The organism is Glutamicibacter sp. FR1, from assembly GCF_047300825.1.
GTDB classification, from domain to species: Bacteria; Actinomycetota; Actinomycetes; order Actinomycetales; family Micrococcaceae; genus Glutamicibacter; species Glutamicibacter nicotianae.
This window is the reverse complement of the sequence record NZ_CP178602.1, coordinates 2,747,412-2,774,364: the sequence shown is the minus strand read 5'-3', so window position 1 is coordinate 2,774,364 and position 26,953 is coordinate 2,747,412. Positions and strand designations below refer to the sequence as shown.

Sequence of the window (26,953 nt, the reverse complement as noted above, 5' to 3'; positions counted from 1 at the left end):
CCGGCAACGGCCAAACGCCGGGAAAAGCCATAACGACATCAGCGTTCGGTGCCGAACCACAAGTACGAATTGCATCGAAGGGACCACCAGTGTCTTTCACCCATACCCAGCAGGCAGTGCCAGCCGCACTAGATGCCGACGGGAACCCGCTCACCTCGCCGGCCGAACTTGCTGACGACGTCATCAAGCTGGTGCGCCGCTGGCTCACCGAAGCCTCCGACTACCCGGTGGATGCCGCCGCCGCCCGCCTGGCCGGCGTGCTCAAGGATCCCAAGGGCCTGGACTTCACCGTGGGCTTCGTCGATGGCGTGATCCGCCCCGAAGACCTGAAGGTCGCGGCGGCCAACCTCAAGCAGCTGGCCCCCATGGTTCCAGGCTTCCTGCCCTGGTATATGCGCAAGGCCGTCGCCGTCGGCGGCGCCCTGGCCCCGGTTATGCCGCAGGTAGTTGTCCCCATCGCCCGCAGGGTCCTGCGCGAAATGGTGGGCCACCTGATCATCGACGCCTCCGACGCCAAGCTCGGCGGCGCGATCTCCAAGATCAAGCGCGAGGGCGTGCACCTGAACGTCAACCTGCTCGGCGAGGCCATCCTCGGCGAAGGCGAAGCCGCCCGCCGGCTGGATGGCACCACCAAGCTGCTTGAACGCGATGACGTGGACTACGTCTCGATCAAGGTTTCCTCCACCGTCGCCCCGCACAACCACTGGGCCTTCGACGAAGCAGTGGAGCACATCGTTCAAAAGCTGCAGCCGCTGTACCAGCTGGCTGCCAGCAGCCCGAAGAAGAAGTTCATCAACCTGGACATGGAAGAGTACAAGGACCTGGAGCTGACCATCGCGGTCTTCACCAAGATCCTGTCCAAGCCGGAGTTCAAGGAGCTGCCAGCCGGCATCGTGCTGCAGGCCTATCTGCCCGATGCCCTGGGCGCGATGATCCAGCTGCAGGAATTCTCCGCGGCCCGCGTGGCCGACGGCGGCGCGCCAATCAAGGTCCGCGTGGTCAAGGGCGCCAACCTGCCCATGGAAACCATGGAAGCGGACATCCACGGCTGGCCGCTGGCCACCTGGCACACCAAGCAGGACTCCGACACCAGCTACAAGTCGGTGCTGGAATACGCACTGCGCCCGGAACATGTGGAGAATATCCGCATCGGCATTGCCGGGCACAACCTCTTCGATGTCGCCCTGGCCTGGCTGCTGGCCAAGTCGCGCAACGTCACCGATGGCATCGAGTTCGAAATGCTGCTGGGCATGGCCACCGGCCAGGCCGAAGCGGTGCGCAAGGAAGTTGGCTCGCTTCTGCTCTACACCCCGGTGGTGCATCCGCAGGAATTCGACGTGGCCATCGCCTACCTGATCCGCCGCCTCGAAGAAGGCGCCAGCCAGGAAAACTTCATGTCGGCAGTCTTCGAGCTGGCCAAGAACGAGGAATTGTTCGAACGCGAGAAGAACCGCTTCCTCGCGTCGCTGGAAACCATGACCAATGTGGTTCCCGCCCCGCACCGCGTGCAGAACCGCCAGGTCCAGGACCCTGAGCTGGGCGCCCGCGTGGCAGGTTTCGCCGACGGCACCACCAAATTCTTCAACACCCCTGATACCGACCCGGATCTGGCGCAGAACCGTGCCTGGGGACGCGAGATCCTGTCCAAGATGCAGGACTCGCCGCTGGGCAAGGACCTGGTGAAGGGCAATACGCTGAATAGCGCCGGCGAGCTCGACGAGGCTATCGCCATGGGCGTGGATGCGGCAGCCGGCTGGCAGCAGCTGGGCTCGGCCGAGCGTGCGCAGATCCTGCACCGCGCCGGCCTGCTCTTCGAGGAGCGCCGCGCCACCCTGCTGGAGGTGCTGGGCTCCGAATGCGGCAAGACCATCGACCAGGGCGATGTGGAAGTCTCCGAAGCCATCGACTTCGCGCATTACTATGCCGAACTGGGCCGCGAACTGGATGACGTGGACGGCGCGAAGTTCGTCCCCTCGAAGCTGACCGTGGTGACCCCGCCATGGAACTTCCCGATGGCGATCCCTGCCGGCTCCACGCTCTCGGCGCTGGCTGCCGGGTCCGCGGTGATCATCAAGCCTGCCACCCAGGCCGCCCGCGTGGGCGCCGTCATGGTGCAGTGCCTGTGGGATGCCGGTGTGCCCAAGGACGTGCTGCAACTGGTCTTCGTGGGCGACCGTTCGCTGGGCCAGCAGCTGGTTGCCGATGAGCGCGTTGACCGCCTGATCCTCACCGGCGGCTACGAGACCGCCGAGCTGTTCCGCTCCTTCCGCAAGGACCTGCCGCTGCTGGCCGAGACCTCCGGGAAGAATGCCATCATCGTCACCCCGAACGCGGACCTTGACCTGGCCGCCCGCGATGTCGTGGCCTCGGCTTTCGGCCACGCCGGCCAGAAGTGCTCGGCCGCCTCGCTGGTGGTGCTGGTGGGCTCTGTGGCAGAATCCCGCCGCTTCAACAACCAGCTGATCGACGCGGTGAAGTCGCTGAAGGTCGGCTACCCGTGGAATCCGGAATCGCAGATGGGCCCGCTGATCGGCGAACCGGGCGAGAAGCTCAAGCGCGGTTTGACCACCCTGGGCGCCGGGGAGCGCTGGGCTATCGAGCCGAAGCAGCTCGATGATTCGGGCAAGCTCTACTCGCCGGGCGTGCGCTATGGCGTGGCCCGCGGCAGCGAATACCACAAGACCGAATACTTCGGCCCGATCCTCGGCGTGATGACCGCCGATACGCTGGAAGAAGCGGTAGAGATCGTCAACGAGGTGGACTACGGACTGACCTCGGGCCTGCACTCGCTGGATTCGGCGGAGATGGGCTACTGGCTGGAGAACATCCAGGCGGGCAACATCTACGCCAACCGCGGCATCACCGGCGCCATCGTGCAGCGCCAGCCATTTGGCGGCTGGAAGAAGTCGGCCATCGGCGCAGGCACCAAAGCCGGCGGCCCGAACTACCTGGTCGGCATGGGCTCGTGGACCGATGCCCCGGCCAAGCAGGGCGCGGCGCTCTCGGCCTTCGACGAACGCCTGCTGAACACCGCCGAACTGGAAGCCGAGCAGGCGCAATGGCTGCGCTCCGCGCTGGCCAGCGACAAGCTGTGGTGGAACAACGAGTTCAACCAGGCCAAGGACCGCTCGGGCCTGCTCGCAGAACGCAACATCCTGCGCTACCGTCCGGTCGATGTGACCGTGCGCTTCGAGGAAGCCACCAGCGGCCACGGCCTGGCCGAGGCGCTGCGCGTTATCGCCGCCGGCGTCACCGCAGGGTCCCGCGTCCTCTTCTCCGCTGATGTGCCGCTGCCGCTAGGCGTGCGCAACTTGCTGGCCGAGAACTCGGTCACCGTGGTGCGCGAGGATGCCGCGGCCTTCGCCGCCCGCGCGGCGAAGCTGGCTGCGAAGACCGGCCCGGATTCCGCTGCCCGCATCCGCCTGATTGGCGGCTCGGTGAAGGCGGTTGCCGAGGCCACTAACGGCAAGCCGGACGTGGCCGTCTATGCTTCTCCGGTTACCGCTGCCGGGCGTGTGGAGATGCTTCCGTTCCTGCATGAGCAGGCGGTATCCATTACCGCGCACCGCTTCGGCACCCCTAATCACCTCAGCGATGAGTTGATCTAGCGAGTAAGCACATATGGCTGTGGCCAGCATCCAGGTGAATGGATGCTGGCCACAGCCTTTTTCTTGAGAACTATCTACTTCTTGCGTTCCTTGAGCTTGGCGGCCAGGGAATCGGCCGCGGCGGCGAGCAGCGCAGGAACAAGGTAGCGCGCCAAGGTCGCCAGGGTGAAGGCGAAGACGGATCCGCTGGCCGAACCAGCTACCGACAGGGCAACGAAGCCCAGGCCCACCGCGGAGAGCAGGCCGACAATCCAGCCGGCGAGCTTGCGCGGACGCAGGATGAACCAGCCGGCCAGCGACAGCACAGGGAGCACGATGCCCCACACGGTGAAGTAGCCGGTGTACATGCCGGTCAGATCCAGCGCGGAGACCAGGAACCAGTCGCCGTACTCCACGGTGTCCAGCACTGGCAGCTTCAGCAGGATGTCCAGGACCAGCGACAGCAGGACCAGCAGCATCGCGAAGATCTTCGTGTCCTTGCGTGCTTCGAGCAGCCAGAAGCTGCCGATCGCCACGAGCCTGATCACCCAGAGGGCAATCAGCGAGAACAGGCTGCCACCGGTGACATAGTCGGCGGTGGACAGCAGCGTGGATCCGGTAATGCCAACGATCAGCACCAGCCAGACAATGATCAGGCGGGCCGGCAGATGCAACAGTGGTTTTTCTTCGCTCACTTGTTCAAGTCTAGTGACGCTGGCTGTGCAACGTCTTGGTCCCGCTTCACCGGCTCAGACCTCGAGCTTCAGTGCCTTGCGCAAAGTCAGCGCGCCACCGGTGTGCATTACCGCCCGGCGGTAGATCCGCTCCGCGAACAGCAAGACGAGCCAGCAGGCGGCAAGCAGGATAGCCAGGGAAAGCACCGGTTCCCAGATCGCTACCTCGCCGGAGAGCAGGCGGATGGGCATCGCGGCCGAGGAGACGATGGGAATGTAGGAAGCGACCACCAGGAAGCTGCCCTTGGCATACAACCCGATGAACAGCACCGCCATCAACAGCCCTACCACCGGCCCGCTGGACTGCTGCAGATCCTCGGTGCGGGTAGCCAAGGACCCCAGGGCCGCCCAGATCCCGGCCAGGAGCAGGAAGCCGCCGAAGAAGAACACCACGAACCATCCGGCCACCTGGGTGACAATTCCGAGGAACGGAATCTGGATCGGGGAAATATAGGCGGCCAGCAAGCCGATGCTGAGGAAGGACAGCAGCTGGAGCATCGCCAGAATGACATTGCCGATGATTTTTCCTGCCAGCAGCTGGCGCAAGCGGATGGTGCTGGCCAGTATCTCGACCACGCGGTTCTGCTTCTCCTCAATTACCGAATTGGCAATGGGCATGCCGAACAGGAACGCTGCCATGTAGAAGAGGAAGGAGAAGACCAACCCCATGACACTGGCCATCGCCGCCCGTTCGGAATCGCCGTGAAGCTGCTCAGTGACCAAATCGTCGTTTTCCGGCATGCTGGATGAGTCCAGCCCGGCCTCGGCAAGCAGCCGATCGGTCATCACCGTTTTCATCGCCTCGCGAACCAGTGAACTGAGCTCCTGGTCAACCTCGGCGAAACCGGTCAACGTGAATTCCTGTGCGTCATCCGAAGCGGACAAGATGGCGCTCAGCTGCTCGGCGGAGAGCTGCTGCTTTGCATTCTCGGCAGTGAGCCGTGAAATGCTCAATTCCACATCGTCGGGGCGATCCTTGATCACCTGCTCCAGCACCTGGTAACTCGTATCGTCGGTGGCCGCCACGGCGAAATGCGAGGTGCGATTTCCCAGGACACCGGTAATGGCCACCGAGCCGACGATGAACAGCAAGGTCACGATGGTGCTGATGATGAAGGCCTTGTCGCGCAGCTTCGTTTCTACTTCGCGCAGGGCAACGATGAGCCATGGGGCTGTGGAAGCGTTCACTTGATGATCTCCCGGTAGATGTCGGCCAGCGAAGGGCGGTGGACCGCGAACTCTGCCACCGGGCCGCGGCTCATGGCGGTGGCCAGCACTCGCTGGGCATCTGATTCGGAATGGAAATTCACCAAAGCCTCGTGGCCTGAAATATCGATGACGGTGACGCCCGGTTCGCTGCGCAGCCACCCGGTGTCGGATCCCAGGGAGAGCCGGTGCCGGGAAGCCTGGGTTGCACGGAGCTCGGCAGCCGAGGAATTAGCCAGGATCCTGCCGTCCTGGATGATCACCAGGTGATCCACCAGCACATCGAGCAGGTCCAACTGATGCGACGAGAAGAGCACCGGAACGCCGCGCGCCGCATAGTCGCGCAGGATGGAGCTCATTGCATCCACTGCGATCGGGTCGAGGCCGCTGAAGGGTTCGTCGAGGATCAGCACGTCGGGTTCGTGCAGCAAAGCAGCGGTAACCTGCACGCGTTGCTGGTTGCCCAGGGACAGCGATTCGAGCTTCGACTTGGCCCGGTCATCGAGTCCGAAGCGGGCCAGCAGGTCCATGGCGCGTTCGCGCGCACCGGACCGGGAGATGCCATGCAGCTGCCCGAGGTAGACCAGCTGGTCGATAACGGGCTGCTTGGGATACAGTCCGCGCTCCTCGGGCATGTAGCCGAAGTTGGGGCGCGTAGCCCCGGTCAGCGGCTGGCCGTTGAGCGTCACGGAACCCGAATCGGCACTGAGCAATCCCATGATGATGCGCATGGTGGTGGTCTTCCCGGCACCGTTGGCGCCGACGAATCCGGTCAGCGCCCCGCCGGGAACGGTGAAGCTGATGTCGTTCAGGACTGGATTCTGCGCGAATGACCGCGAGACATGATGTAGCTCAAGCATGCTTTCCTCTGCCAGATATTGTTCCTGGTCATCAGCTTAGGAAAAGACGGAGCATTTGCGCTCCCTCTGGGGAATGAAACTATTGGATGAGTCCGGCGCGGTGGGCGAAGAGGACACCCTGCACCCGGTCGCGCAGGTGCAGTTTTGCCAACAGGTTGGACAGGTGGGTCTTCACCGTGGCTTCAGACAGCGAGAGCACCGCGGCGATTTCCTGGTTGTTCTTGCCCTGGGCCAGCTCGGACAGGACTTGGCGTTCGCGTTCGGTGAGCGTTTCAAGCTGCTGTGCTTCGGCAGATGGCTCTGCCGAATCCGCGCCAGCGTCAGCCCCGGTCCCACGCTGGATGAGCTTCAGCGTGACTTCGGGGGAGAGCAGCCCATGGCCGGCGGCGACCTGGTGCACAGCGGTGACCAGCATTTCAGGGTCGGCATTCTTCAGCAGGAAACCGCTGGCGCCGGCATCCATGGCGTCAAAGAGGTAGTCGTCGCGGTTGAAGGTGGTCAGCACGATGACCTTGGTCTGCGTGGTGCTGGCGATGAGCTTGGTGGCTTCGATGCCGTCCATCTGCGGCATCTGGATATCCATCAGCGCCACCGTGGGATTCAGGTCGCGGACCATGTCCAGGCCCGCTTGGCCGTTCTCTGCGGTGCCGATGACCTGGATCTGCGGGTCGGTTTGCAAGATCAATTTCAGCGACGACAGGATCAGGGACTGATCGTCGCAGATCACCACGGTAATTTTGCTCATGATGACAGTCTAGTTGCCGCGTCGGAGACCACCCGCAACCGGGCTCGGGTACGCCAGCCGTGCGGAATGCGCGGGCCGATTTCCACCAACCCGTGATGCAGCTTGGCACGTTCGCGGATGCCTCGCAGACCGTAGCCGCCTCCGGCTGAATCGGGACGCGGGCGGCCGTTGTCGGTGACTTCGACTTCTACCCATGCGCCCTCCGCATCGGTTCCCGAGCGCAGCGAGAAGGTGGCTGTGCGGGCAGTGGAATGCGCGCGGACGTTGGCCAAGGCCTCGCCGCTGATGCGGTAGAGCGCGAGAGACAGGCCGGCTGGCAGGGAAGAAATGAAGCCGGGCTGGTGCTCATCGCACGAGAGCTGGATGCCCAGTCCCTGCCGTTCATTCGTGGCGATCAGCTCATCGAGCTGCGCCATGGACGGTTCGGGGTTCCGTGCGCGCTCGGCCGAGCCCGGCACATCATCCGGGTCGTCATGTTCGCGCAATACGCCCAGCAGGGCGCGTGTTTCGCTGACCGCGCTGCGCGCCGAGGATTCGATGCCGCGCATCAGCTCGATTGACTGCTGGGGATCCCGGTCATGCACCATGCGGGCGGCCGAAGCCTGGACTCCCACCGAGGCGATGTGGTGCGCGATCACATCGTGCAATTCGCGGGCAATGCGCAGCCGTTCCTGGTTGACCGCGCGGTCTGCCAGCTGCTGGGACTGCTCGGCAATGCGCTGCGCCTGGATTTCGACGATCTGGCTGGCGTAGGCGTTGGTCCAGCTGACCATGCCAAGGAAGATCGCACCACCGAAGAACATCAGGTTCATCAGCAGGTTGTAGAGGACGAAGGCCGTGGCTGCGGGCAGGACGCCTGCCGGTTCTTCGACCATGGAGGTGCCGGTCGACTTGAACAAGTCCGAGGAGAAAAAGGAAATGATCAGCCAGGTGGCCATGAACAACAGCACCAGGCTCATCGCTGTCCACAGGCCCCGGCGGTTCTTCGACCAGGTAACCGCCGTGTAGATGCCAATGAAATAGGCCAGCTGCGCGCAGAGTTCCATGCCGACCCGGTAGGTGTTCTCGTTACCGGCGCCGAAGAAGGCAGCCGAGCCGATGAGCATCATCGAAATCGGCCAGCGCCGGCGGAACATCAGCGGCACGATCAAGGACGCCAGGACCAGGTAGGCGAGCAGGCGATCTGGCGCGTCCTCCCGTTCGGTCAGGGACTGCATGAGTTCGTGCATGGCCAGCGCCAGCAGCAGGAAGCCCGCGGCAACGATCACATCGCGGCGCAGTCCCTTCCGACCGGGAGCGGGGCGTTCCCAATCCACCGGAGGCAGCGTCGGGAGCCGACGGTGAACTAGCTCGGGCAGTCGGCGCATGATGTTCCTTGTTTGTTGCGTTGGCGAGGCATTGGAACCGATTTTACCGTTTTGCGCTGTTCCGGGCATGAGCCTGGAGGCTTAGTCTCGATGCTGAGCTGGGAAGGACATGATCTAGGAATAAAGGTTACTAACGAGTAATGTGATGGTATGCACATGATTTTCCGAATCCTCCTGGTCTACCTGAAAAGCAAGACGGCTTCCAAGCTGACCTTGTTCGACACCAGCTCAGTGGACATGCGCGCCACGCTGACCGATATCGACTTTGCCGGCCACATCAACAACGGCATGTACTTCTCCATCTTCGACCTCGGACGCTTCGATCTGATGTTCCGCTCAGGCGTCTGGGACATCATGTCCAAGAACAAGTGGGTTCCGGTCGTGCAGACCGAGACCATCACCTTCCGCAAGTCGGTCCGCCTGGGAACCAAGTTCTCGCAGGAAACCCGGCTGATCGGCATGGACGACAAGTGCATCTACTTCGAGCAGCGCATCGTGGTGAAGGGCGAGATCTACGCCCGCGCCTACATTGCCACCCGCATGACCTCGAAAAAGGGCGCAGTTCCCAATGAGGAAATCCTGGCGGCTGTCGGCTTGGAAATGCCGGAAGACCTGGTGCTGCCTCAATGGCTGCACCAATGGCGCGAGGACGGTGCGCTGCCCAGCACCCGCAAGCCCGCCCCGCATAACTGGATCCGCTGAATCAGCTGTCGCGGGGAGCTTGGCTAGGACTTGGCTGCTTCGATGAAACTGGCGATCAGCTTGGGATCCTTGACCCCGCGCGCTGACTCCACGCCGGAAGAGACATCGGCGCCGAAAGCGCCGGAGGTGTCCAAGGCTTCAGTCACATTCTGCGCGGACAGCCCGCCGGCCACCAGCCAGCGGCGTCCCGCGGCCAGGTCCTTCACCGCCGCATAGTCCCAGCTTTCGCCGCTGCCTGGAACCGAGGCGTCGATGAGCAGCAGCTCCTCGCCCCAATCGGCGAACTGCTCTTCGGGGTCATTGCGGCGTACCGCACGGATGACCTTGAACCCCGCCTCGTGGGCGGCGGCCACATCCGTTGCGGTGCGCTGGCCATGCAGCTGCACCCAGCCCACGCCGGCCTGTCCGGCCCGCTCCAGCACCTTGCCGATGTCCTCGCCGCGGAAGACTGCGACGGTGGCAATGCCTGCGGGAACCGCCTTGACCAGTTCGGCAGCGCGCTGGACCGGAATTTCGCGGACGCTTTCGGTCAGCACGAACCCGACGGCATCGGCGCCGTGGGCCACGGCGACGTCCACGTCCTGGGCTGTGGAGAGGCCGCAAACCTTGACGAATGGCTTATCTGTGCTCACTTGGCGTTCTCCTCGGCCAGATGCACTGGGGTGTAGCCGCCGGGCGCGTTCGCGCGGATGGCCAGCAGATCGCGGGCGTGATTCCAGAGCCGCCGGTCCTCCTCGGAGACCGGGACCCACGGCTTGACCGGAACAGCAGTCCCGGTTTCATCCCGCGTGACCATCACGGTCAGGCAGTAGGTTGTCAGCTGCATGTCGGTGGTCTTCGGATCGCCCGAACGCACATGCACGGCAATGTGCATGCCCTTGTTCCCGGTGTAGACCAGGCGGGCTTCGACCTCCACCAGGTGGCCGATGAACAGCGGCCGGTAGAAGCGCACCCCGCCGGAAAACACCGCAACGGTTTCCTGCTGGCAGTAGCGGGCCGAGCACAGCTCCGCGGCGTCATCGATCCACTTCATCACAATGCCGCCATGCACCTTGCCGCCCCAGTTCACATCGGTCGGCGCGGCCAAAAAGCGCAGGACCACGCGCTCGGCGGTGCCCTCATCGGTGTAGACTTGGCCATTCATGGACGCGACAATCTGCTCGCGGATCTCGATACGGGCCAGCGCATTCTCGCGCATGGCGATTTCCTTGGCCGTGCCCGGGGTGAACGTTGGAACCGGTGTCGGCTTGCCCTCCTCGTCCACGGCTACGAAGATCACCAGGCAGCTGCTGGATTTCACTGGCCGCAATTCGCGCGGATCGCTGAAGGACACCTCGGTATGGATATGCATCGAGCTGGTGCCGGTGTACACCACCGAAGCGGTGACCTCCACCAGATCCCCGGAGTGGATCGGGTCCTCGAAATGGATGTTGCCGACATAGGCGGTGACGCAATAGCTGGAGGACCATCCCACCGCTGCGGCGTAGGCGGCCTTGTCGACCCATTCGAGAACGGTGCCCGCAGCCACAATCCCGGTCACATCGACGTCGGTCGGCGCGGCGAGGAACCGCAAGGTGACAGAATGCGGACGTTGTTTCAGCTCCGGAGTGCTCATGCACTCCAGTTTCGCGCACTTCGCAGGCCACAGGCAACGTATGACGCTTCACGGCCCGCGCTTTGACGGCACATTCCGCGGCGGGCGGCTGCCGGGTGGCTCTGGCCTAGGATAGGAGGGTGCGTAGGGTCTTTGGAATTTTTTCGGCGTCAACAGCCATAGTGGTGGCACTGAGCCTGATTGCCGCGGCCGGAACCGCCGGCCTGGTGATCGTCGTGGGCCAGGGCCTGGATGAGCTCTTGTCCCATCGCCAGCTGGGCGCCCAATGGTATTTCAGTGCTATCGGCGAGCTGCTGGCCATGGCCGTCGCCACCTTCCTGATTCCCGTGGTGATCTCGCGCAACGGCCAAGACCTCACCGAGCACCACCGCCTGAAGCTGCTCAAGCACTATCTGTCCATAGGCCCGCTGGCGGCGCGTGCCGCAGGCGAGGGGGAACTTGTCCATGCGGCCATGGATTCGGTGGAACGATCGGTGAAGTACCGTTCCAGCTTCATCGGCCCGGCTGTCTCCGCAGTGGCCACCCCGGTGTTGATCCTGTGCTTCATCGCCTTTGCCATTGACCCGCTCAGCGCACTGCTGATGCTGGTTCCCACCGCCCTTGTCCCGGTCATCGTGCTGGGCTTCCAGCGACGCTTCGGCGCCTCGAACGGAGAATACCGCCGAGCCCAGGGCATCCTCTCAGCGACCTTCCTTGATGCGCTGCGCTCCCTGGGCATGCTTAAGCTCAACGGCGGCAGCCGTTGGATGGGCGCCCGCATCGAAAAGGCAACCGAAAGGGTACGACAGCAGGTGATGAAGCTGCTGGCCCGCAACCAGCTGATCCTGCTGGTCATCGATTCAAGCTTCGCCGTGTTGCTGCTTGCCACCGCCTGCCTGCTGGCCTGGTGGCGCGCCGGCTCCGGGGCCATCTCGCCCGGTGCAGCGCTGTCCCTGGTGATCCTGAGCTTCTTGATGCTCGCCCCGGTGAACTACGTGGGCAGCTTCTTCTACATCGGGATGACCGGTAAAGCCGCCGAGAAGAAGCTGGCGGAAGTCGCTGGCATCCCGATGCACCGTTCCATGGCCAACCCGCTGGACGTGGACCTGCGCCACCGCGATCTGATCCTAGAAGGCGTCAGCGCCGACTACGACAGCGGGCAGCATGCGCTATCCGGCATTTCCTGGCATTTCCCGGCAGGCTCGCGGACGGCCATCATCGGGCCTTCGGGCAGCGGCAAGACGACCCTGTTGCGCGTGCTCCAGGGCCAGCTCGAGGCGTCAGAGGGCACTATCCGCGATGCCCGCCAGGCCATGGGCCCGGCTACCCTGAAAGCCAGCACCGCCGTGGTGGAACAGCAGGCAACGCTCTTTGGCATGAGCCTGCGCGAGAACCTCCTGCTCGGCGCGCCCGGCGCCAGCGACGGCGGCCTGCTCCACACGCTGCGCCGGGTCGGGTTGGGACCGTGGTTCGACGGACAGCCCGATGGATTGAACCAACGCCTGGGCGAAGGAGGGGCACGCCTCTCAGGCGGCCAAGCCCAACGCCTGGCGCTTGCCCGGGCTTTGCTCGCGCAGCGTCCGATACTGCTGCTCGATGAACCGACCAGCGCCCTGGATGTGCAGAGCGAAGCGGAGGTGCTCGGAACCCTGCGTGGCTTGGACCGCAGCACCACGGTCATTACCGTCACCCACCGTCTGGGTCTGCTCGCCGACTACGACTATGTGCTGGTCATGGACCAGGGACAGCTCATCCAGGCCGGAAGCCGCGAAGAACTGCTTGCCACCGATGGCTATCTCAAAGAGGCAATGGACGGATTCCGCCACCGCGCCGAAGCCTTGCACACCGGTGGCCGGACCGAAATAGGGGAGGGAAACTGATGCATACGCGGAAAACCTCCACGCTCAAGACCGTCGCCTGGCTGCTGGGCAGCACCAGGGATCTGCTCCCGCCGCTGCTGCTGGCCTGCGTGCTCGCCTGCGCTACCCGGCTGGCGTCCCTGGGAATCTACGTCATCGCCGGCCTCGGCCTGGCCAAGGCCGTGCAGCTGGACACCGGGATGCTGCCAGCCGGCACCGGCTGGGGCATGCTGGCAGCCGCGGTGATCTTCTTGGGACTGGCCAAGGGAGCACTGCGCTACCTGGAGCAGTATGTTGGCCACCGGGTGGCGTTCCTGTCGCTGGCACGATTGCGCAACCGCATGTACGAGGCCTTCGAACGCCAAGCGCCGTTCACCGCGGGCACCAAGAATTCCGGCGGGATGCTCGCCAAGGCCACCAGCGACATCGACAAGGTCGAGGTGTTCTTCGCGCACACCCTGCCCCCGGCCGTGGCGGCCGTGGTGGTCAGCGTCCTGGCAACATGGGGCACCTGGACGCTCTTCGGCAGCGAACCAGCCCTGGTGCTGCTCGCCGGCTATGTGCTCATTGGCGTGCTCATCCCGGCCATCGGCGTCGGCTCCCTGCGCTCCAGCGCCAGGAGCACCGCCGCCGCCCGCGGCGTCCAGAATCAGCTGCTGACCGACACGCTGGCTGGCATCGACGTGATCCACGGCTTCAACGCCGGCAAAACGGTCATGGAGAGCCTGCGCGGCAGCCTGCAGCAGACCAGGAAGGCCGCCCGCTCGGCCGGTATCTGGACCGCAGTACGGGCCACGCTGACCCAGCTGGTGATCTGGGGCAGCCTGCTCACGCTCTTTGTCCTGCTGGGATCCGCCGGGGAATTCGGCACGCTGCTCCTGGTGTGCTGCGCCCTGGTCCCGTCCTATGAAGCGGCGCGCGCCGTGGACGGCTTCATCCTGGGCCTGCAGGATTCGCTGGCCAGCGCTCGCCGGCTGCATGCCACCGCAGCAGCAAGCCATCCGGTGCATGAAACGGCCAACCCGCTGCCACTGCCTGCCACCGGCACCTTGCGCGTTTCGGATCTCTGTGTTGAATTCGACGGCTGTCGCGCCGTTCAGGGCGTGGACTTCGACCTCGAACCGGGATCCTTGATCGCCATGGTGGGCGAGAGTGGCTCCGGCAAGTCCTCGATCGCCGCCGCCCTCGTGCGGTCGGTGGAAGCGGAAGGCATGACGAGCTTTGCTGATGTGCCGCTGGAAGCGGCGAGCTTGGCGCAATTGCGCCAGCGAATCATCCTGGTCTCCCAAGAGGCGGTGATGATCCGCGGCACGCTGCGCGAGAACCTGCTGCTCGGTGCCGAGGGGATCAGCGACGCGGCGATGGAAGCGGTCCTTGAAGAGCTGGGAATGGGGCCATGGCTGCGCAAGCAGAAGGACGGTTTGCAGACCCGGCTGGGGGATCGCTTTGCACGGCTTTCCGGCGGCCAGCGGCAGCGGGTGGCCCTGGCCAGGGCGCTGCTGCGCCAGCCTGCGGTGCTGATCCTCGATGAATCCACCAGCGCGCTGGACGCCAGCAGCGAGCAGCTGGTCCTGGATGCTGTGGAGCGCCGGCGCGCCGAAGGGATGGCGGTGCTGATGATCAGCCACCGGCTCTCGATCCTGCACCGGGCACAAAGCGTGCTGGTGCTCCGCGATGGCCGGGTGTGCGAACGCGGTGCGGCGCAGGATCTGCTGGCCGACGAGCAATCCTTGTTCTCCCGCATGTCCGTGCGCGAAGCAGACAGGGTCCTGCCCAGCTGATTCATGGGCGCTGGCTTGAGGGGACTGACAAGCTGGAAGGGACGTACTAGGCTCGCAATATGATGCGAATAGTGGTTCTCCTGTTTCTGGCTGTCCTATTCACTGGCTTCGTGGTGACGGCGATCCTTGCCGGCACCTCCGGAGAATGGGTCTGGTGGATCCTTGTCGTGCTGACCGGCTTGCTGGTGCTGCTGGGCATCAGGGACCTGTGGCAGAAGAAGCACGCGATCCTGCGCAACTTCCCGATCGTCGGGCACGCCCGCTACCTTTTCGAGTTCATCCGCCCCGAGATCCAGCAGTATTTCATCGAGCGCAATACTGATGGACGTCCCTTCAGCCGCGATACCCGCTCGCTGATCTATGCACGGGCCAAGGGCGCAGATAGCCACAAGGCCTTCGGCACGGAGCTGAACGTCAATGAAGTCGGCCACGAATACCTGCTGCATTCGGCGGCCCCGGTGGCTCCGGCAACCTCGCAGCACCGCGTCCGGGTGGGCTCCAGCCAGTGCTCGAAGCCCTATGAGATCTCGCTGATGAACATCTCCTCGATGAGCTTCGGTTCGCTGTCCGCCAACGCCGTGCTGGCCATGAACAAGGGAGCGGCTATGGGCGAGTTCGTCCACGAAACCGGCGAGGGCGGGCTGACCAAGTACCACCTGGAATACGGTGCCGACCTGTTCTGGGAAATCGGTTCGGGCTACTTCGGTTGCCGCACCCCGGAAGGCCGTTTCAACCCTGAAACCTTTGCGGCCAAGGCGAACCACGAGAACGTCAAGGGCATCACCATCAAGCTCTCCCAGGGCGCCAAGCCCGGGCTCGGTGGCGTGCTGCCAGCTGCCAAGGTCACCGAAGAGATCTCCGCGGCCCGCGATGTCCCGATGGGCGTGGACTGCATTTCGCCCGCAAGCCACGCAGAGTTCTCCACCCCGCGCGAATTGATGCATTTCGTGGCGAAGCTGCGCGAACTGAGTGGAGGCAAGCCGGTGGGGATCAAGTTCTGCGTCGGTTCCCGCACCGACGTCATGGCCTTGTGCAAGGGCATGCTGGAAACCGGAATCCTGGTGGATTTCATCACCATTGACGGTGCCGAGGGCGGCACCGGCGCCGCCCCGCTGGAATACGAAGACCATGTCGGCGCGCCGCTGACCGAAGGGTTGATGCTGGTGCACAACACCCTGGTGGGTGCCGGATTGCGCGATGAAATCCGCCTCGCCGCCGCGGGCAAGGTCGCCAACGGCTCGGACATCATCAAGCGGCTGATCCAGGGTGCGGACTTCACCTTCTCGGCACGCTCCATGATGATGGCCACCGGCTGCATCCAGGCCCAGCAATGCCACACCAACCACTGCCCGGTGGGCGTTGCCACGCAGAACAAGCGCCTGATGCGCGCACTGGATGTGGAGGACAAGGGGCACCGCGTCTACAATTACCATCGCCTGACTGTGACCGAATGCGCGCAGATCATGGCCTCGATGGGGCTGACCAGCCCGGAACAGCTGAACACCAGGATGCTGCGCCGCCGGGTGAACCTGCAGTCCACCCGCTCCTACGCTTCGCTGTTCCAGTGGCTGCGTCCTGGCGAGCTGCTAGAGGACATTCCAAGTTCCTGGAAGGACGATTGGGACGAGGCGGATGCGGACCACTTCGGCGAGCATGCACCGCTGGACTATGCGGCACCCAGGAGCGTGGACATCACCCCGTCGACGGTCTATGAACCAGAAGATGCGGTGAGCGCACCGCGCATCGAGCCGCGGGAATCAGCGAAGGTGCGTCCGGTGCATGCGGATGTGACCCGGCCAGAAGGCAAGCCCGGGGCCGACAGCTAGCCTTCGGAACCAGTAGCCAGGGACCGCAAGGCCGCGTGGTCGACTTCGTCCAGCGAAGACGGAATCCATGTGGGATTGCGGTCCTTGTCAATGACCTGGGCACGGATTCCCTCGGCAAGATCCGGGCGGTGCATCAGGTAGCGGGCCGAGCGCAGTTCGCGGTCCAATGCCGAACGCAGGTCCTGCTCAGCACGGGCGGCACGCACGTTGTAGAAGGCGCTGGCCATGCTGGTGGGGCAGTTCGCTGCCAGTAGCTGCGCTGCACGCTGCGCCGCGGGATGGATCATCTGCTCCAGTCGCTCGATGACTTCCTGCGGGGAGCCGGCGCTGAAAGCATGGTCGATCCAGCCGCGGTCCATCTCCAGGGCGAAGGATTCCGGGGCTCCGTGCATGACCTCGATGGCTGCCGCGATCTCGCCGGCATTCAGCCCGGCGAATTCCTCTAGCTCATCGAGGATGTTCGCGGCGAATTCCTCGGTGATCACGACGTCGGCGAAGCCGAGAAGCACTGCATCTGCTCCGGTGAAGGACTGCGCGCTCATGGCGTAGTATTCGCCGAAGTGTCCCGGTGCGTTGGCCAGCAGGTGGCTGCCGCCCACATCAGGGGTGTAGCCGATCTTCGCTTCGGGCATTCCCATGGTGGCGTTCGGGGTCACCAGACGCACCGGTGCGTGCGAGGCCAACCCGATGCCTCCGCCCATGGTGATGCCGTGGGCCAAGCTGATCAGCGGCTTGGGGTAGGCGGAGATCAGATAGTCGAGCTCGAATTCGGCGGAGAGCAGATCAACAAAATCCTGGTGCCGTCCGGTGGTGACCGCTGCATGGAAATCGGCAATATCCCCGCCGGCGCAAAAGGCGCGCTCGCCGCGGCCGGTGAGCAACACCAGGGAAATCGAAGGGTCCGCGGCCCATGCGCGCAGCACCCGGCCCAGCTCGGTAAGCATTTCCAGAGTCAGCGCATTGAGCTTGCCGGCGCGGTTCAGCTGGATATGGCCAATGGGGCCATGCACGGCCGAGATGACCACGCTGTCGCTGGAGGATGCAGGGCTTGGGTTCTCCACCGGGATACTCCTCTTTCTTGGGACTCAGGCGGCCATCGCTGGGGCCGCGGCGCAATGAATTAGCGGGAGAGGACCTGGGCGAGCCGGTCCAAGACCAGCGCTGCCTTCGGTTTCCTTGAATTCTCAGGCTTCAGCGCGAAGATGGAGCGGGCCAGCCGGATTTCGGGCGCATCCACGATGCGGATGCCTTCCGGAGCGTTGGCCATGGCCAGATCGGGGACCAATGCGGCTCCCAGACCCGAGGACACCAGGCTCAGCGACGCATTGAAGTCATCGCAGTAGGCGGCCACCTGCGGGTGGATGTTGTAGGACGAGAACAACCGGGAAATCAGGGTGGCGTCCGAGGTGCCCGGGTGGTGGAAGATCCATGGCCATTCGGCCAACTGGTCCACGGTCAGCTGGGAGTCTTCGGCGATTGGCCAGGATGCCGGGATGACCACGCGGAATTGGTCATCGCCCAGCCAGGTGCGTTCAAGGGATGCCGGCCAGGACAGTCCGCCGGGTCCCACCTGGAAAATCAGTGCGAGGTCGAGGTCGCCGCCGGTGCCGAGCCCCGCGACAGTCTGCTGGGGTTCGCCGATCCACAGGCGCAGGTTGATGCCCAAGGAGGACCAATCCGGGGCCTTGAGAATTTGCGGCAGTGCGTAGGTGGCCAGCGATGGGAAGATGCCGAGCTTGATTTCCTCAAGGTCAGTAGGCTCGGTGGATATCGTGGCGACGTCTGCCATGAGTGCGTCGAGGTCGGTCAGGACTCGTTTGGCGTGGCGCACCATGCGCACCGCCCCTGGCGTCGGGGTGATGGAGCGTGCGCCGCGCAGGAACAGCGTGGTTCCGGTGCTCCGCTCCAATGCTGTCATCTGCTGGGAGACAGCGCTGGCCGTGTAGCCCAAGCGGGTTGCGGCCGTGGCAAAGGAACGATGCGCCACCACTTCGAGCAATGTGCGCAGATGAACTGGATTAATCACTTCTAAAGTCTATGGCCTTTAGCCCAAGGTTTGCTTAGCCCGCGGACTAGAGTTCGTCCTCAAGATCAACGAGCTCCGAATTTTCCCCGTCCTCGTCTTCTTCTGAGGTGAATTCGTTGTCCAGATCATCCTCGGTTTCCAGATCATCGTCATAGAGGTAGTGGCGTTGTGCCAGCGGGTCGAGATTGCGCATCGTCTCGGGCATGTCGCTGGAGCCCTCATAAGCCTGGGAATCCCGACCGTCATCGGGTTCGTAGATATCGTTGCCGTACTCCGGCGCAAATTCTGTAGTGTCGAAATCCTTGCTCATTGCGTACTCCTTCGTCGAATACGAGGGATCCGCCGGAAGCCGGGGATTTACCTCGTGACTTCTCGTATTCCCAGAGTAGGACCCGAATACTCGAAACGAAAGACTTGTTTTCTGCAGTGGATAGTGAATGACTTCCTAGTGGTCATGTTCCGCATAATGCTCCAGCAGGGGAGCGGCACGGTAGGCCAAATGCGTATGGAGCGCGAAGGTGGTTTCCGAACGGGTGACCCCCTTGATGCGCAGGATCTGGCGCAACGCCGACTGCAGCTGGTGGGTGTCGGTGGCGATGAGCCGCACCCAGACATCGCCGCGTCCGGAGGTCTCATGGATTTCGAGCACGTTGGGGATCTGGCGCAGTGCGGTGATGACCGAATCCAGGTCGCGGTGGTTCACCTCCAGGGTCACGAAGGCCAGGACGTCATAGCCGAGCTTGCTCAAATCGATGTCACGGCCGCCATCACGCAGGATTTCGGCACGCTGCAACCGGCGCAAGCGCGACTGCGCTGTGTTGCGCGCAACACCGACCTCATCTGCGAGTTCAGAGATCTGGATGCGGGGATCCTTGATCAGCGCGAGCAGCACTTTCAGGTCTACATCATCTAATCGCACTATATGCTCACTCCGGGTCAATTGCAGGGCCAATTTTTTGAACAAACTGCTCAAATTCTAGCAAGAAATATCCCTGGTTGCTTCTGACGAGCGGATATTAGTGATTGAACGGTCTGTTGCAGTAGACAAACGCAAGCAGAACGCTCAACTCACCGGTGGGGTAGCGAGTGGCCCCACCGGTAAAAACTTTTCCGGGCACCGTTCTTGCCCAATTGGTAGTGGCTACTTTGATTCTGGGAGTGAATTTGTCGGTCATCAGCGAGCTGCGCATGCAGCCCATGAACCATCGCGTCCTCTCTTGGAACCCGGGGCTCACCGCCCGGCTGGTGATCACCGTGGCAGTCAGCTTCCTGCTGCTGGTCGGGGCCAACCTGGCTACCCCCTTATACCCGGCGCTGCAAGCCGAATTGCGTCTGGGTGCCATGGGAACCACAGTGGCCTTCGCAAGCTATGTCTGTTCGCTGATGCTCTTCCTCTCGACGGTGGGACACTGGTCGGATCATATAGGCCGCCGTGCAGCGCTGGTGGTAGCAGTCGTCGTCTCGATCGCCGGTACCCTCGTGTTCGCTTCGGCCAGCAATCTGCTGGAACTGTGCCTTGGCCGTGGACTGCAGGGCACCGGGGTCGCCTTGGCTACAGGCGCCAGCGCAGCGGCGCTTCGTGAGCTGCTTCCATCCCGGCCCGAGTGGGCCTCGCGCTTCACGCTGCTGGCATCTTCTGGAGGTGTCGCCTTCGGTCCGGTGCTCGGCGGCGCCCTGGCGGACCTGCCCGGCGGACGCCACACAGTGTTCGTGGTGCAGGCATTCTTGCTGCTGCTGGTCTTGATTCCCTTGAGCACCCTGCAGGCACGTCCCGCAATCGCACTGGTCGAACGCGGTCAGCGGAGCAAGGCGCTGGCCCCACGCCCCTTGGGGATCCCCAGCTCGGCCCGGGAGCAATTCTGGCTCGCTGCCCTGGTCGGCTTCTTGAGCTTTGCCATCTTCGGGTTCGTGCTGTCGTTGGCCCCGGGCTATTTCGCCAGTGCCTTCGGCCTGGAGTCGCTGTTGGCCATTGGCCTGATTGCCGGCCTACCCCTGGGCATCTCCGCCCTGTCGCAGCTGGTGGTGCGTGGCGGGAAGGAGTTGCTGCCGATTGGACTCGGGCTGTTGGCAACCTCCACCGTAGGGTTGGCGGTGGCCGCCGAGCATCGTCAGCTGGCCTGGGCGATCGCTGCCTTGGTGCTCCTTGGCCTGGGCCAGGGCATCGCCTTCCGCACCGCATTCGCCTCCGCTGTGGATGCAGTCAGCGACCATCAGCACGCCCAAACGGTGTCCACCATCTACCTGGTGACCTACCTTGGCAGCGCTGTTCCGGTCATCGCGTTGGGCTGGGCCGTGGGAGTCTTCGGACAGCAGCAAAGCATCTTGGTCTTCTCCCTCTTCTGCTCCGTGGTGGCCGCTGCGCTCACGATCTGGGCATGGACGGGACTGCGCCGAGCACGCTAGGATCCGGCGTACTGTGGAAGCATGACTAGTTCTTTGCACGCGCTTGCCAGCACGGGCGCCAAGTGCGCTATGGCCGCACGGATCTACATTCCTGCACTGTGGCTCGGCCTGATTATCGGCATCTCGTTCATCGAGGCTCCACTGAAATTCACCGCACCCGGGATTACCATTCCCTTGGGCTTGGGCATTGGCCGCCGGGTCTTTTTCGCCATGAACATGGTCGAGATCCTGTTCTTCATCGCCCTGCTTGCCGGTTCGCTCAAGCGTGGTGCCGGCAAGGCATGGAGTTGGGGCGTAGGGCTGGTCGGATTGATGCTGCTGCTTAAAACCGCAGCGATCCGCCCTGGACTTTCCGCGCGTACCGATGCGGTACTTGCAGGAAATTCGGATGGCGGATCGCTATGGCACTATGCCTATATTGGCGTCGAGTTCTGCTTGACCCTCGCCCTGGTGGCGCTGCTGGTGATGGCAGCAAAGCGCTGGATCGGAATTACTGGGCAATAGCCAGCTGGCAGGCCTCGGCGGTAATCATCACCGAATCCAGCCGGGCCTGCTCCTCGGTGGGGTAATGGATGGTGATCAGTTCATCCGCCTGCGCTGCCGAAGCGAAGTGGCGCAAGTATTCAGCTACCTGCTCCCCGGTGCCCACTGCCGTGTAGCGCATCATGTCCAGGATCTGCTGCGCCTGCGGAGTATCCATGAGCATATCGACCTCTGCTTCGGTGAACTCCTTCTTCGCCGAGCGGCCGATGAAGCTGGCCACCCGATGGCGCTGGGCAACTTCCAGCAGTTCATGCGCGCGCTGGGCAGTTTCCGCAGCCAGTACGCCTACTCCGGCAATGACATACGGTTCAGCCAGCTGCTCTGATGGGGTGAATTCGTCGCGGTAGATGCGGATTGCCTCATGCAGCGCCGCAGGTGCGAAATGCGAAGCGAAGGAATATGGAAGGCCCAGCTGGGCTGCGAGCTTTGCGCCGAAAAGCGAGGATCCCAAAATGTACAGCGGGACGTTGGTCCCTGCACCCGGGGTGGCTGCCACGGTGGGAACCCGGGATTCGCCGGCCAGGTAAGCCTGCAGTTCCAGCACGTCATGCGGGAAGGAATCAGCGGCCGAGGGATCGCGGCGCAAGGCGCGCAAGGTGGTCATGTCGGTGCCCGGGGCGCGGCCCAAGCCCAGGTCGATGCGGTCGCCGTAGATTTCGGCCAGCGTGCCGAACTGCTCGGCGATCACCAGCGGGGAGTGGTTTGGCAGCATGATGCCGCCCGAGCCCAGCCGGATGGTTTCGGTGTGGTGGGCAATGTGGCTGATCAGCAACGAGGTCGCACTGGAAGCGATGGTGGGCATATTGTGATGTTCCGCGTACCAGACGCGTTCATACCCGTGGCGTTCTGCGGTTTGCGCCAGGCGGACGGAGGACTTGAAAGAATCGGAAATCGTTGACCCGGGTGCAACCGGTGCCAGATCCAGGATAGAAAGCTTCACATCCGGTACAACCGCCGATGGCTAGGAAATATTCCTTCAATTTCTGCCGCAGACGCAGGAAACGGCTACCCGCTGTGCGGATAGCCGTTTCCTAGGCTAAGTCTGGCGTAAGTGCCAAAGCCCTGCTTTAGAGAGCGCGAATGTCTGCAGCCTGCAGACCCTTTGGACCCTCAACGACTTCGAACTCCACCTTCTGGCCCTCGTCCAGGGTGCGGAAGCCCTGGGTCTGGATTGCGGAGAAATGTGCGAAGACGTCTGGATCGCCGCTGTCTGGAGCGATGAAGCCGAAGCCCTTTTCAGCGTTGAACCACTTGACGATTCCGGTTGCCATATTCTTATTTGGTCCTTTCAGACGTTTCTCGCCGTTTAGCCGGCGAGCTTGGTTGTAATCTACGCACCGTTCGGCATCCGGGAAGGATTACGAATGATGCGAAGCAGCCAAGTCATTCACTTCACGTCTAGAAGGGGCTCGCGTCAACCGAGGTGGTAAGACATTCACAAACTTCTAACGGGTACTTCGCGAATTACTTTGGAACTACATTGCCTAGCCTACGTGTTTGCTGACGACAAATGAACAACTTTGAACCAATTAATCAAAAATTTGGGTAACTGGTTCGAGGAGTTCATCGAAATGCGGGTTTGATAACGCGGAACACCACTGCTGCAGCGACCAGTGACAAGACTGCGGCGATACCGGAAGTGAGCACCACGCCGTGGTCGAAAGCCAGCGCGGCGGAGTCCAGCAGGGCCTGCGCGTCGGCAAGCTGCAGCGAAGCGGCCACATGGTGTGCACCACCCAATGTCTCACCTGCCAGCTGCGCCTGGGTGTCGGTGAGCGAGCCCGGAACCAGCAGCCGCGAGGAATAGACAGTATTCAAGATGGTCCCCAGCACCGCGACACCCAGTACCGACCCCACCTCGTAGGCGGTTTCAGAGATGGCCGAGGCCGCGCCGGCCTTGGACGCTGGAACCGCTGCGAGCACCATGTCATTGGACAAGGTCTCGGTCATGCCGATGCCCGTGCCCAGGACTGCAAATGCGGCCAGCAGCAGGAAAGTGTTGGAACCTTCTCCTGCCATGATCACCATGAGGTAGGCGGCCGCGGAGAGGATCAGACCAATGGCCATGACATTCGGCGTGCCGAAGTGGCGGGACAGTGCCACCGAGAGCAAGCCGAAGCCCATGGTCAGCACCAGACCGGGCGTCATCCAGAGCCCCGCCTGGAGCGGGGAGAACCCTGCAATGAGCTGCAGATGCTGTGAGACGAAGTAGATGAAGCCCACCAGCGAGAAGATGCCGATCAGGTTGACCATCAGCGCGCCCGAGAACAGCGCGTTGCTGAACAGCCGGACATCGAGCATCGGCTGCTGGGTCTTGAGCTGGCGGCGCACGAAAGCAACGCCGCACACAATGGCGAGGACGATGGCCGCGGCTGAGAAGTACCACGGCGCGCTGACCGCGGTCTTGATCGCGTAGACGAAAGGCAGCAGGGTGAAGACCACGAGCAGGATCGAGAATGGATCCACACGGCCAGGGTTCGGGTCCTTGGATTCGGGAACAAGGATCATGCCGCCGATCAGCAGGGGAAGCAGCATTGGCACGGCCATCAGGAAGACCGAGCCCCACCAGAAGTGCTCCAGCAGCACGCCGCCGACAATTGGGCCCAGCACTGCGCCGCCGGAAAATGCAGCCGCCCAGACCGCAATGGCGGTGCGGCGTTCAACATCATCCGGGAAGATGTTTCGGATCAGCGACAGCGTGGCCGGCATCAGCATGGCGCCGAAGATGCCCAGCAGGGCGCGGGCTGCGACCAGCTGTGTGGCGTCCGTGGCGAAGGCTGCCAGTGCCGAGACCAGCGCGAAGCCGGTAGCGCCGATCAGCAGCAGCTTGCGCCGGCCGATGCGGTCGCCCAGTGAACCCATCGGCACCAGCAATCCGGCCAGGATCAGCGGGTAGATGTCGATGATCCACAGCAGCTGGTTTCCGGTTGGGGACAGTGCTTCGGTGATTGACGGCACCGCGAAGGACAGCACAGTGTTGTCGACAGAAATCAGCAGGACGGGGAACAGCAGGACAACCAGCGCCGCCCAACGGCGCGGCTTGCTGAGCATGAGTGCGCGTTCGGAGATATTCGAGGTCATGACGTTCGCCCTTGGGTAGGAAGTGGAATGCGCGGCTCTCTGCCGCAGTTAATAACTGTACCGTCTAGACGGTATAGTTACAATTGTTGGTAAAGTCAGATCGATCACGAACTATGCCCTGGAAAAGGAGAACTATGGCTCGCCCACCCGCTGCCCGCGGCAAAGTGCTTGACGCCTACATCGCACTATTGTGCGAAGAAGGGGAGCGGGCTGCCACGCTGGACGCCACGGCCGCACGCGCTGGAGTCTCCAAGGGAGGGCTGCTGTACCACTTCGCCTCCAAGGAAGTCCTGGCCGACGCAGTCATCGAAGCCGCGGAGGAGCATGTTGCCCGGGATGCGGAGTCGATGCGCACCGCGGCGGAGGGCGCGTCGGTTTATTACGTGCGCACCAGCGCGGAAGTCGATACCGAATTGGACCGGCATCTGGTGGCCCTGCAACGCCTGGCCCAGGCCGGGGTCAAGGCGGCGACGGAGAAAATCGAGAGCACCAATGAGCGGTGGTACCGGTGCATTCTGGATGAAGTCGGCAGCAAGGACATCGCGCATCTGGTGATGCTTGCCGGCGAGGGGCTCTACGCAAACCTGGCCCTGCCCGGGACTTGGTACGAGCGCAATTTTGATGGTGAGCTCGATCGCTTACTAGAGTTAGTTTCGAAAATAAAAAAGTTGGGAAACCTCAACGAATAGCGAGCAGGTAGAAATCAATGAAGAACCAGAGCGTCGCTTCTCCAATCAGAGGACGAGTTGGAGCACTGCTTGGCATCCTGCTGCTGGCGCTCTCGCTCCGCGCCGCAGTGGTCTCCGTATCCCCACTGCTCTCCCGCATTGAGTCGGACATTGAATTCACGGAGTTCACCATCGGCCTGCTGGCCATGCTCGCACCCATTGCGTTCGCGGTCTTCGGGCTGCTCACCCCGCGGCTGATCAAGGCGTTCGGTCTGGAAAAAACCCTGATGATCTCGCTGGCATTGGCAGTCATCGGCCAGGTCGCCCGGGTCTTCATGCCCGAGGTCTACTCCTTCCTCGCCCTGTCGATCATTACCTTGGCCGGCTACGGCATGGGCAACGTGGTGCTGCCGCCATTGGTCAAGAAGTACTTCCCGGACCGCATCGGCATGGTCACCAGCGGCTATGTCACGATGCTGGCCGTCGGCACCTGGATGGCCCCGCAGTTCTCTGTCCCGCTGGCCAACCTCAGCGACTGGAAGGTGTCCATCGGCTCCTGGGCCGCCCTGTCGGGCATCGTTCTGGTGCCCTGGGTGGTGCAGCTTTTCGCCGACCGCGGGACGCAACGCCCGGATAACCCGGTGCACCCCAGTGGGCTACCGCAGCCGATCGCCAAGATCAACCCGTGGAAGTCCAAGGTGGCATGGGGCCTGGCGATTTTCCTGGCGGGCAACTCGGCGCAGACCTACGTCTACTTCACCTGGCTTCCGCCGTACCTGCAGGACCGCGGCCTGGACGAACTGGCTGCCGGCAACATGCTCGCGCTCTTCGCGATCCTCGGCTTGCCGGTCAGCCTCCTGGTCCCGCTCTGGGTACCGCGCTTGAAGCATCCGATCATTGCAGTGCTGGTCTTCACCGCCTGCTGGGTCTCCGGCCACCTTGGCATCTACCTGTCGCCAACACAGAATACGGCGCTGTGGATCTGCCTGGCCGGGCTCGGGCAGGGCACCTTTGCCGTCGCCTTGCTGATGATGAACTTGCGCTCGCGCACTACATACGGCTCGGGGGTACTCTCCGGTTTCGCCCAGGGACTGGGCTACGCAGGCGCCGCAGTGGTTCCGATGCTCTTCGGCGTGGTGCAGAAGGCCACCGATTCGTGGGGAGCAGCCTTCTCCATGCTCGGTGGCTGCGTCGTGGTGATGCTGATCGGTGCGATCATCATCAACCCGCCACGCACCATCGAAGACGATTCGCCAGGCACCGAAGAGCTGGGCAAGCTCGAGCGCATCGACTAATAGTGGCGCTGGGGACCATCACTGGGCCCCGGCGCGGGATGGGATCGATGCCAATGGCCAGCGGCCAGCGGCACCGACCAACTGAAGCGGATGGATGCGACGCGGATAGCGAAAGCCAAAGCGGCAATGCCCGCACCCACCGGAACGTTCATCACACCCAGATGCCATGCCACGGCGGTAAGCGCCGCGCCCACCATGGCGGCCAGCGCATAGATGTCGCGCGGGTTGAACAAATCAGGGGTGACATTGGAGATGACATCGCGCATCAAGCCGCCGCCCACGCTCGTGATGACACCGAGCAAGACCGCCGTAACCGGATTAAAGTTGTTTTCAAGGGCCTTGAGCGTACCGGTGACGCAGAACAGGCCCAGCCCCGCCGCATCGAAGAGCTGGACCAGTCGGTGCAATTTCTGCACCGCTGGGGTAAACGCGTAAACGCACAGTGCAGCGAGCAGCGGGGGCACAAAATACACTGGGTGCTCGAACGTCGCCGGTGATTGATTGAGAATCAAATCCCGGACCACTCCACCGCCCAAACCGCAGACTCCGCCGAGGAAGGCGGAGCCGAGCAGGTCAAATCCGCGGCGCGCGGCCATCAAGGAACCCGCGACGGCGAAGAAGAAAATGCCAATGAGTTCGATCAGGATGTACATTCCGAAGCCTTTTGCAGGTCAAT

24 protein-coding genes are annotated in these 26,953 nt (G+C 63.1%); 9 read left to right on the top strand and 15 right to left on the bottom strand.

What is annotated here, in order from left to right; translation table 11 throughout:
- Positions 1-89: 89 nt before the first annotated feature.
- On the top strand, positions 90-3,608 hold the full coding sequence (locus ACLQ8T_RS13335; RefSeq protein ID WP_413454899.1) for a bifunctional proline dehydrogenase/L-glutamate gamma-semialdehyde dehydrogenase: 3,519 nt from the start codon (positions 90-92) through the stop codon (positions 3,606-3,608).
- Positions 3,609-3,682: 74 nt separating this feature from the next.
- Here the strand turns inward: ACLQ8T_RS13335 and ACLQ8T_RS13330 are convergent, their stop codons facing one another.
- The 5 genes from ACLQ8T_RS13330 to ACLQ8T_RS13310 all read right to left on the bottom strand — a co-directional run bounded on the left by ACLQ8T_RS13330 (position 3,683) and on the right by ACLQ8T_RS13310 (position 8,499).
- Positions 3,683-4,282, bottom strand: a complete 600-nt coding sequence (locus ACLQ8T_RS13330) for a hypothetical protein (RefSeq protein WP_413454898.1) — start codon at positions 4,280-4,282, stop codon at positions 3,683-3,685.
- Positions 4,283-4,336: 54 nt separating this feature from the next.
- A complete protein-coding gene (locus ACLQ8T_RS13325; RefSeq protein ID WP_413454897.1) occupies positions 4,337-5,509 on the bottom strand; it encodes an ABC transporter permease in 1,173 nt (390 codons plus the stop codon).
- Positions 5,506-6,387: an ABC transporter ATP-binding protein gene (locus ACLQ8T_RS13320; RefSeq protein ID WP_204722869.1), complete on the bottom strand. Its 882-nt coding sequence runs from the start codon at positions 6,385-6,387 to the stop codon at positions 5,506-5,508. Before ACLQ8T_RS13320 ends, ACLQ8T_RS13325 begins: the two co-directional genes overlap by 4 nt.
- A 79-nt stretch (positions 6,388-6,466) precedes the next feature.
- Positions 6,467-7,132 carry a response regulator gene (locus ACLQ8T_RS13315; RefSeq protein WP_204722868.1) on the bottom strand — a complete coding sequence of 222 codons (666 nt, stop codon included), beginning with the start codon at positions 7,130-7,132 and terminating at the stop codon, positions 6,467-6,469.
- Positions 7,129-8,499 (bottom strand): sensor histidine kinase, encoded by a 1,371-nt coding sequence (locus tag ACLQ8T_RS13310; RefSeq protein ID WP_413454896.1) that lies wholly within the window; start codon positions 8,497-8,499, stop codon positions 7,129-7,131. The genes ACLQ8T_RS13315 and ACLQ8T_RS13310 overlap by 4 nt, the downstream gene beginning before the upstream one ends.
- 150 nt (positions 8,500-8,649) lie before the next feature.
- Between ACLQ8T_RS13310 and ACLQ8T_RS13305 the strand changes: the two genes are divergently transcribed.
- Positions 8,650-9,201: an acyl-CoA thioesterase gene (locus ACLQ8T_RS13305; RefSeq protein ID WP_413454895.1), complete on the top strand. Its 552-nt coding sequence runs from the start codon at positions 8,650-8,652 to the stop codon at positions 9,199-9,201.
- Between the two features lie 23 nt (positions 9,202-9,224).
- Here the strand turns inward: ACLQ8T_RS13305 and ACLQ8T_RS13300 are convergent, their stop codons facing one another.
- Both ACLQ8T_RS13300 and ACLQ8T_RS13295 read right to left on the bottom strand, forming a co-directional pair.
- On the bottom strand, positions 9,225-9,833 hold the full coding sequence (locus ACLQ8T_RS13300; RefSeq protein WP_413454894.1) for a phosphoribosylanthranilate isomerase: 609 nt from the start codon (positions 9,831-9,833) through the stop codon (positions 9,225-9,227).
- The gene (locus ACLQ8T_RS13295; protein ID WP_413454893.1) at positions 9,830-10,816 is read right to left on the bottom strand and encodes an acyl-CoA thioesterase; all 987 of its coding nucleotides are present in this window, start codon (positions 10,814-10,816) and stop codon (positions 9,830-9,832) included. Before ACLQ8T_RS13295 ends, ACLQ8T_RS13300 begins: the two co-directional genes overlap by 4 nt.
- Positions 10,817-10,935: 119 nt before the next feature.
- Between ACLQ8T_RS13295 and ACLQ8T_RS13290 the strand changes: the two genes are divergently transcribed.
- The 3 genes from ACLQ8T_RS13290 (at position 10,936) to ACLQ8T_RS13280 (ending at position 16,261) form a co-directional block, all read left to right on the top strand.
- Entirely contained in the window at positions 10,936-12,675 is a 1,740-nt protein-coding gene (locus ACLQ8T_RS13290; RefSeq protein WP_413454892.1) for an ABC transporter ATP-binding protein/permease, read from the top strand.
- Positions 12,675-14,435 carry an amino acid ABC transporter ATP-binding/permease protein gene (locus tag ACLQ8T_RS13285; RefSeq protein ID WP_413454891.1) on the top strand — a complete coding sequence of 587 codons (1,761 nt, stop codon included), beginning with the start codon at positions 12,675-12,677 and terminating at the stop codon, positions 14,433-14,435. Before ACLQ8T_RS13290 ends, ACLQ8T_RS13285 begins: the two co-directional genes overlap by 1 nt.
- Positions 14,436-14,497: 62 nt before the next feature.
- The gene (locus tag ACLQ8T_RS13280) at positions 14,498-16,261 is read left to right on the top strand and encodes an FMN-binding glutamate synthase family protein (protein WP_239543856.1); all 1,764 of its coding nucleotides are present in this window, start codon (positions 14,498-14,500) and stop codon (positions 16,259-16,261) included.
- Here ACLQ8T_RS13280 and ACLQ8T_RS13275 read toward each other — a convergent pair.
- From ACLQ8T_RS13275 to ACLQ8T_RS13260, 4 genes are all read right to left on the bottom strand, one after another.
- Positions 16,258-17,322, bottom strand: coding sequence for an enoyl-CoA hydratase/isomerase family protein (locus tag ACLQ8T_RS13275; RefSeq protein WP_413454890.1), 1,065 nt, complete (start codon positions 17,320-17,322; stop codon positions 16,258-16,260). The genes ACLQ8T_RS13280 and ACLQ8T_RS13275 overlap by 4 nt on opposite strands.
- A 59-nt stretch (positions 17,323-17,381) precedes the next feature.
- Positions 17,382-18,287: a LysR family transcriptional regulator gene (locus ACLQ8T_RS13270; RefSeq protein ID WP_413454889.1), complete on the bottom strand. Its 906-nt coding sequence runs from the start codon at positions 18,285-18,287 to the stop codon at positions 17,382-17,384.
- 46 nt (positions 18,288-18,333) lie between these two features.
- Complete coding sequence (locus ACLQ8T_RS13265; RefSeq protein WP_204722858.1) at positions 18,334-18,597, bottom strand: hypothetical protein; 264 nt, start codon at positions 18,595-18,597, stop codon at positions 18,334-18,336.
- 135 nt (positions 18,598-18,732) lie between these two features.
- Entirely contained in the window at positions 18,733-19,206 is a 474-nt protein-coding gene (locus ACLQ8T_RS13260; protein WP_174520626.1) for an Lrp/AsnC family transcriptional regulator, read from the bottom strand.
- 218 nt (positions 19,207-19,424) lie between these two features.
- Between ACLQ8T_RS13260 and ACLQ8T_RS13255 the strand changes: the two genes are divergently transcribed.
- Together ACLQ8T_RS13255 and ACLQ8T_RS13250 are read left to right on the top strand one after the other, a co-directional pair.
- Complete coding sequence (locus ACLQ8T_RS13255; protein WP_413454888.1) at positions 19,425-20,690, top strand: MFS transporter; 1,266 nt, start codon at positions 19,425-19,427, stop codon at positions 20,688-20,690.
- A 21-nt stretch (positions 20,691-20,711) separates the two neighbouring features.
- Positions 20,712-21,194: a hypothetical protein gene (locus ACLQ8T_RS13250; RefSeq protein ID WP_204722856.1), complete on the top strand. Its 483-nt coding sequence runs from the start codon at positions 20,712-20,714 to the stop codon at positions 21,192-21,194.
- Here ACLQ8T_RS13250 and ACLQ8T_RS13245 read toward each other — a convergent pair.
- From ACLQ8T_RS13245 to ACLQ8T_RS13235, 3 genes are all read right to left on the bottom strand, one after another.
- Positions 21,181-22,173: an LLM class flavin-dependent oxidoreductase gene (locus tag ACLQ8T_RS13245; RefSeq protein WP_413454887.1), complete on the bottom strand. Its 993-nt coding sequence runs from the start codon at positions 22,171-22,173 to the stop codon at positions 21,181-21,183. The two genes, ACLQ8T_RS13250 and ACLQ8T_RS13245, sit on opposite strands and share 14 nt — an antisense overlap.
- Before the next feature lie 127 nt (positions 22,174-22,300).
- A complete protein-coding gene (locus ACLQ8T_RS13240) occupies positions 22,301-22,504 on the bottom strand; it encodes a cold-shock protein (protein WP_013349999.1) in 204 nt (67 codons plus the stop codon).
- A 292-nt stretch (positions 22,505-22,796) separates the two neighbouring features.
- The gene (locus ACLQ8T_RS13235; RefSeq protein WP_413454886.1) at positions 22,797-24,314 is read right to left on the bottom strand and encodes an MFS transporter; all 1,518 of its coding nucleotides are present in this window, start codon (positions 24,312-24,314) and stop codon (positions 22,797-22,799) included.
- A gap of 134 nt (positions 24,315-24,448) precedes the next feature.
- Between ACLQ8T_RS13235 and ACLQ8T_RS13230 the strand changes: the two genes are divergently transcribed.
- The gene (locus ACLQ8T_RS13230) at positions 24,449-25,003 is read left to right on the top strand and encodes a TetR/AcrR family transcriptional regulator (protein ID WP_413454885.1); all 555 of its coding nucleotides are present in this window, start codon (positions 24,449-24,451) and stop codon (positions 25,001-25,003) included.
- A gap of 17 nt (positions 25,004-25,020) precedes the next feature.
- The gene (locus ACLQ8T_RS13225; RefSeq protein WP_413454884.1) at positions 25,021-26,277 is read left to right on the top strand and encodes a CynX/NimT family MFS transporter; all 1,257 of its coding nucleotides are present in this window, start codon (positions 25,021-25,023) and stop codon (positions 26,275-26,277) included.
- On the opposite strand, the gene ACLQ8T_RS13220 is transcribed toward ACLQ8T_RS13225, so the two are convergent.
- Positions 26,274-26,930, bottom strand: coding sequence for a trimeric intracellular cation channel family protein (locus ACLQ8T_RS13220; protein ID WP_413454883.1), 657 nt, complete (start codon positions 26,928-26,930; stop codon positions 26,274-26,276). The genes ACLQ8T_RS13225 and ACLQ8T_RS13220 overlap by 4 nt on opposite strands.
- Positions 26,931-26,953: the final 23 nt, after the last annotated feature.

Excerpts from the sequence above, each read along its gene's own strand:
- ACLQ8T_RS13320 (WP_204722869.1), bottom strand. The coding sequence starts at position 6,387 with ATGCTTGAGCTACATCATGTCTCGCGGTCATTCGCGCAGAATCCAGTC.
- ACLQ8T_RS13315 (WP_204722868.1), bottom strand. The coding sequence starts at position 7,132 with ATGAGCAAAATTACCGTGGTGATCTGCGACGATCAGTCCCTGATCCTG.
- ACLQ8T_RS13310 (WP_413454896.1), bottom strand. The coding sequence starts at position 8,499 with ATGCGCCGACTGCCCGAGCTAGTTCACCGTCGGCTCCCGACGCTGCCT.
- ACLQ8T_RS13305 (WP_413454895.1), top strand. The coding sequence starts at position 8,650 with ATGCACATGATTTTCCGAATCCTCCTGGTCTACCTGAAAAGCAAGACG.
- ACLQ8T_RS13295 (WP_413454893.1), bottom strand. The coding sequence starts at position 10,816 with ATGAGCACTCCGGAGCTGAAACAACGTCCGCATTCTGTCACCTTGCGG.
- ACLQ8T_RS13285 (WP_413454891.1), top strand. The coding sequence starts at position 12,675 with ATGCATACGCGGAAAACCTCCACGCTCAAGACCGTCGCCTGGCTGCTG.
- ACLQ8T_RS13280 (WP_239543856.1), top strand. The coding sequence starts at position 14,498 with ATGCGAATAGTGGTTCTCCTGTTTCTGGCTGTCCTATTCACTGGCTTC.
- ACLQ8T_RS13265 (WP_204722858.1), bottom strand. The coding sequence starts at position 18,597 with ATGAGCAAGGATTTCGACACTACAGAATTTGCGCCGGAGTACGGCAAC.
- ACLQ8T_RS13250 (WP_204722856.1), top strand. The coding sequence starts at position 20,712 with ATGACTAGTTCTTTGCACGCGCTTGCCAGCACGGGCGCCAAGTGCGCT.
- ACLQ8T_RS13240 (WP_013349999.1), bottom strand. The coding sequence starts at position 22,504 with ATGGCAACCGGAATCGTCAAGTGGTTCAACGCTGAAAAGGGCTTCGGC.
- ACLQ8T_RS13235 (WP_413454886.1), bottom strand. The coding sequence starts at position 24,314 with ATGACCTCGAATATCTCCGAACGCGCACTCATGCTCAGCAAGCCGCGC.
- ACLQ8T_RS13230 (WP_413454885.1), top strand. The coding sequence starts at position 24,449 with ATGGCTCGCCCACCCGCTGCCCGCGGCAAAGTGCTTGACGCCTACATC.
- ACLQ8T_RS13225 (WP_413454884.1), top strand. The coding sequence starts at position 25,021 with ATGAAGAACCAGAGCGTCGCTTCTCCAATCAGAGGACGAGTTGGAGCA.
- ACLQ8T_RS13220 (WP_413454883.1), bottom strand. The coding sequence starts at position 26,930 with ATGTACATCCTGATCGAACTCATTGGCATTTTCTTCTTCGCCGTCGCG.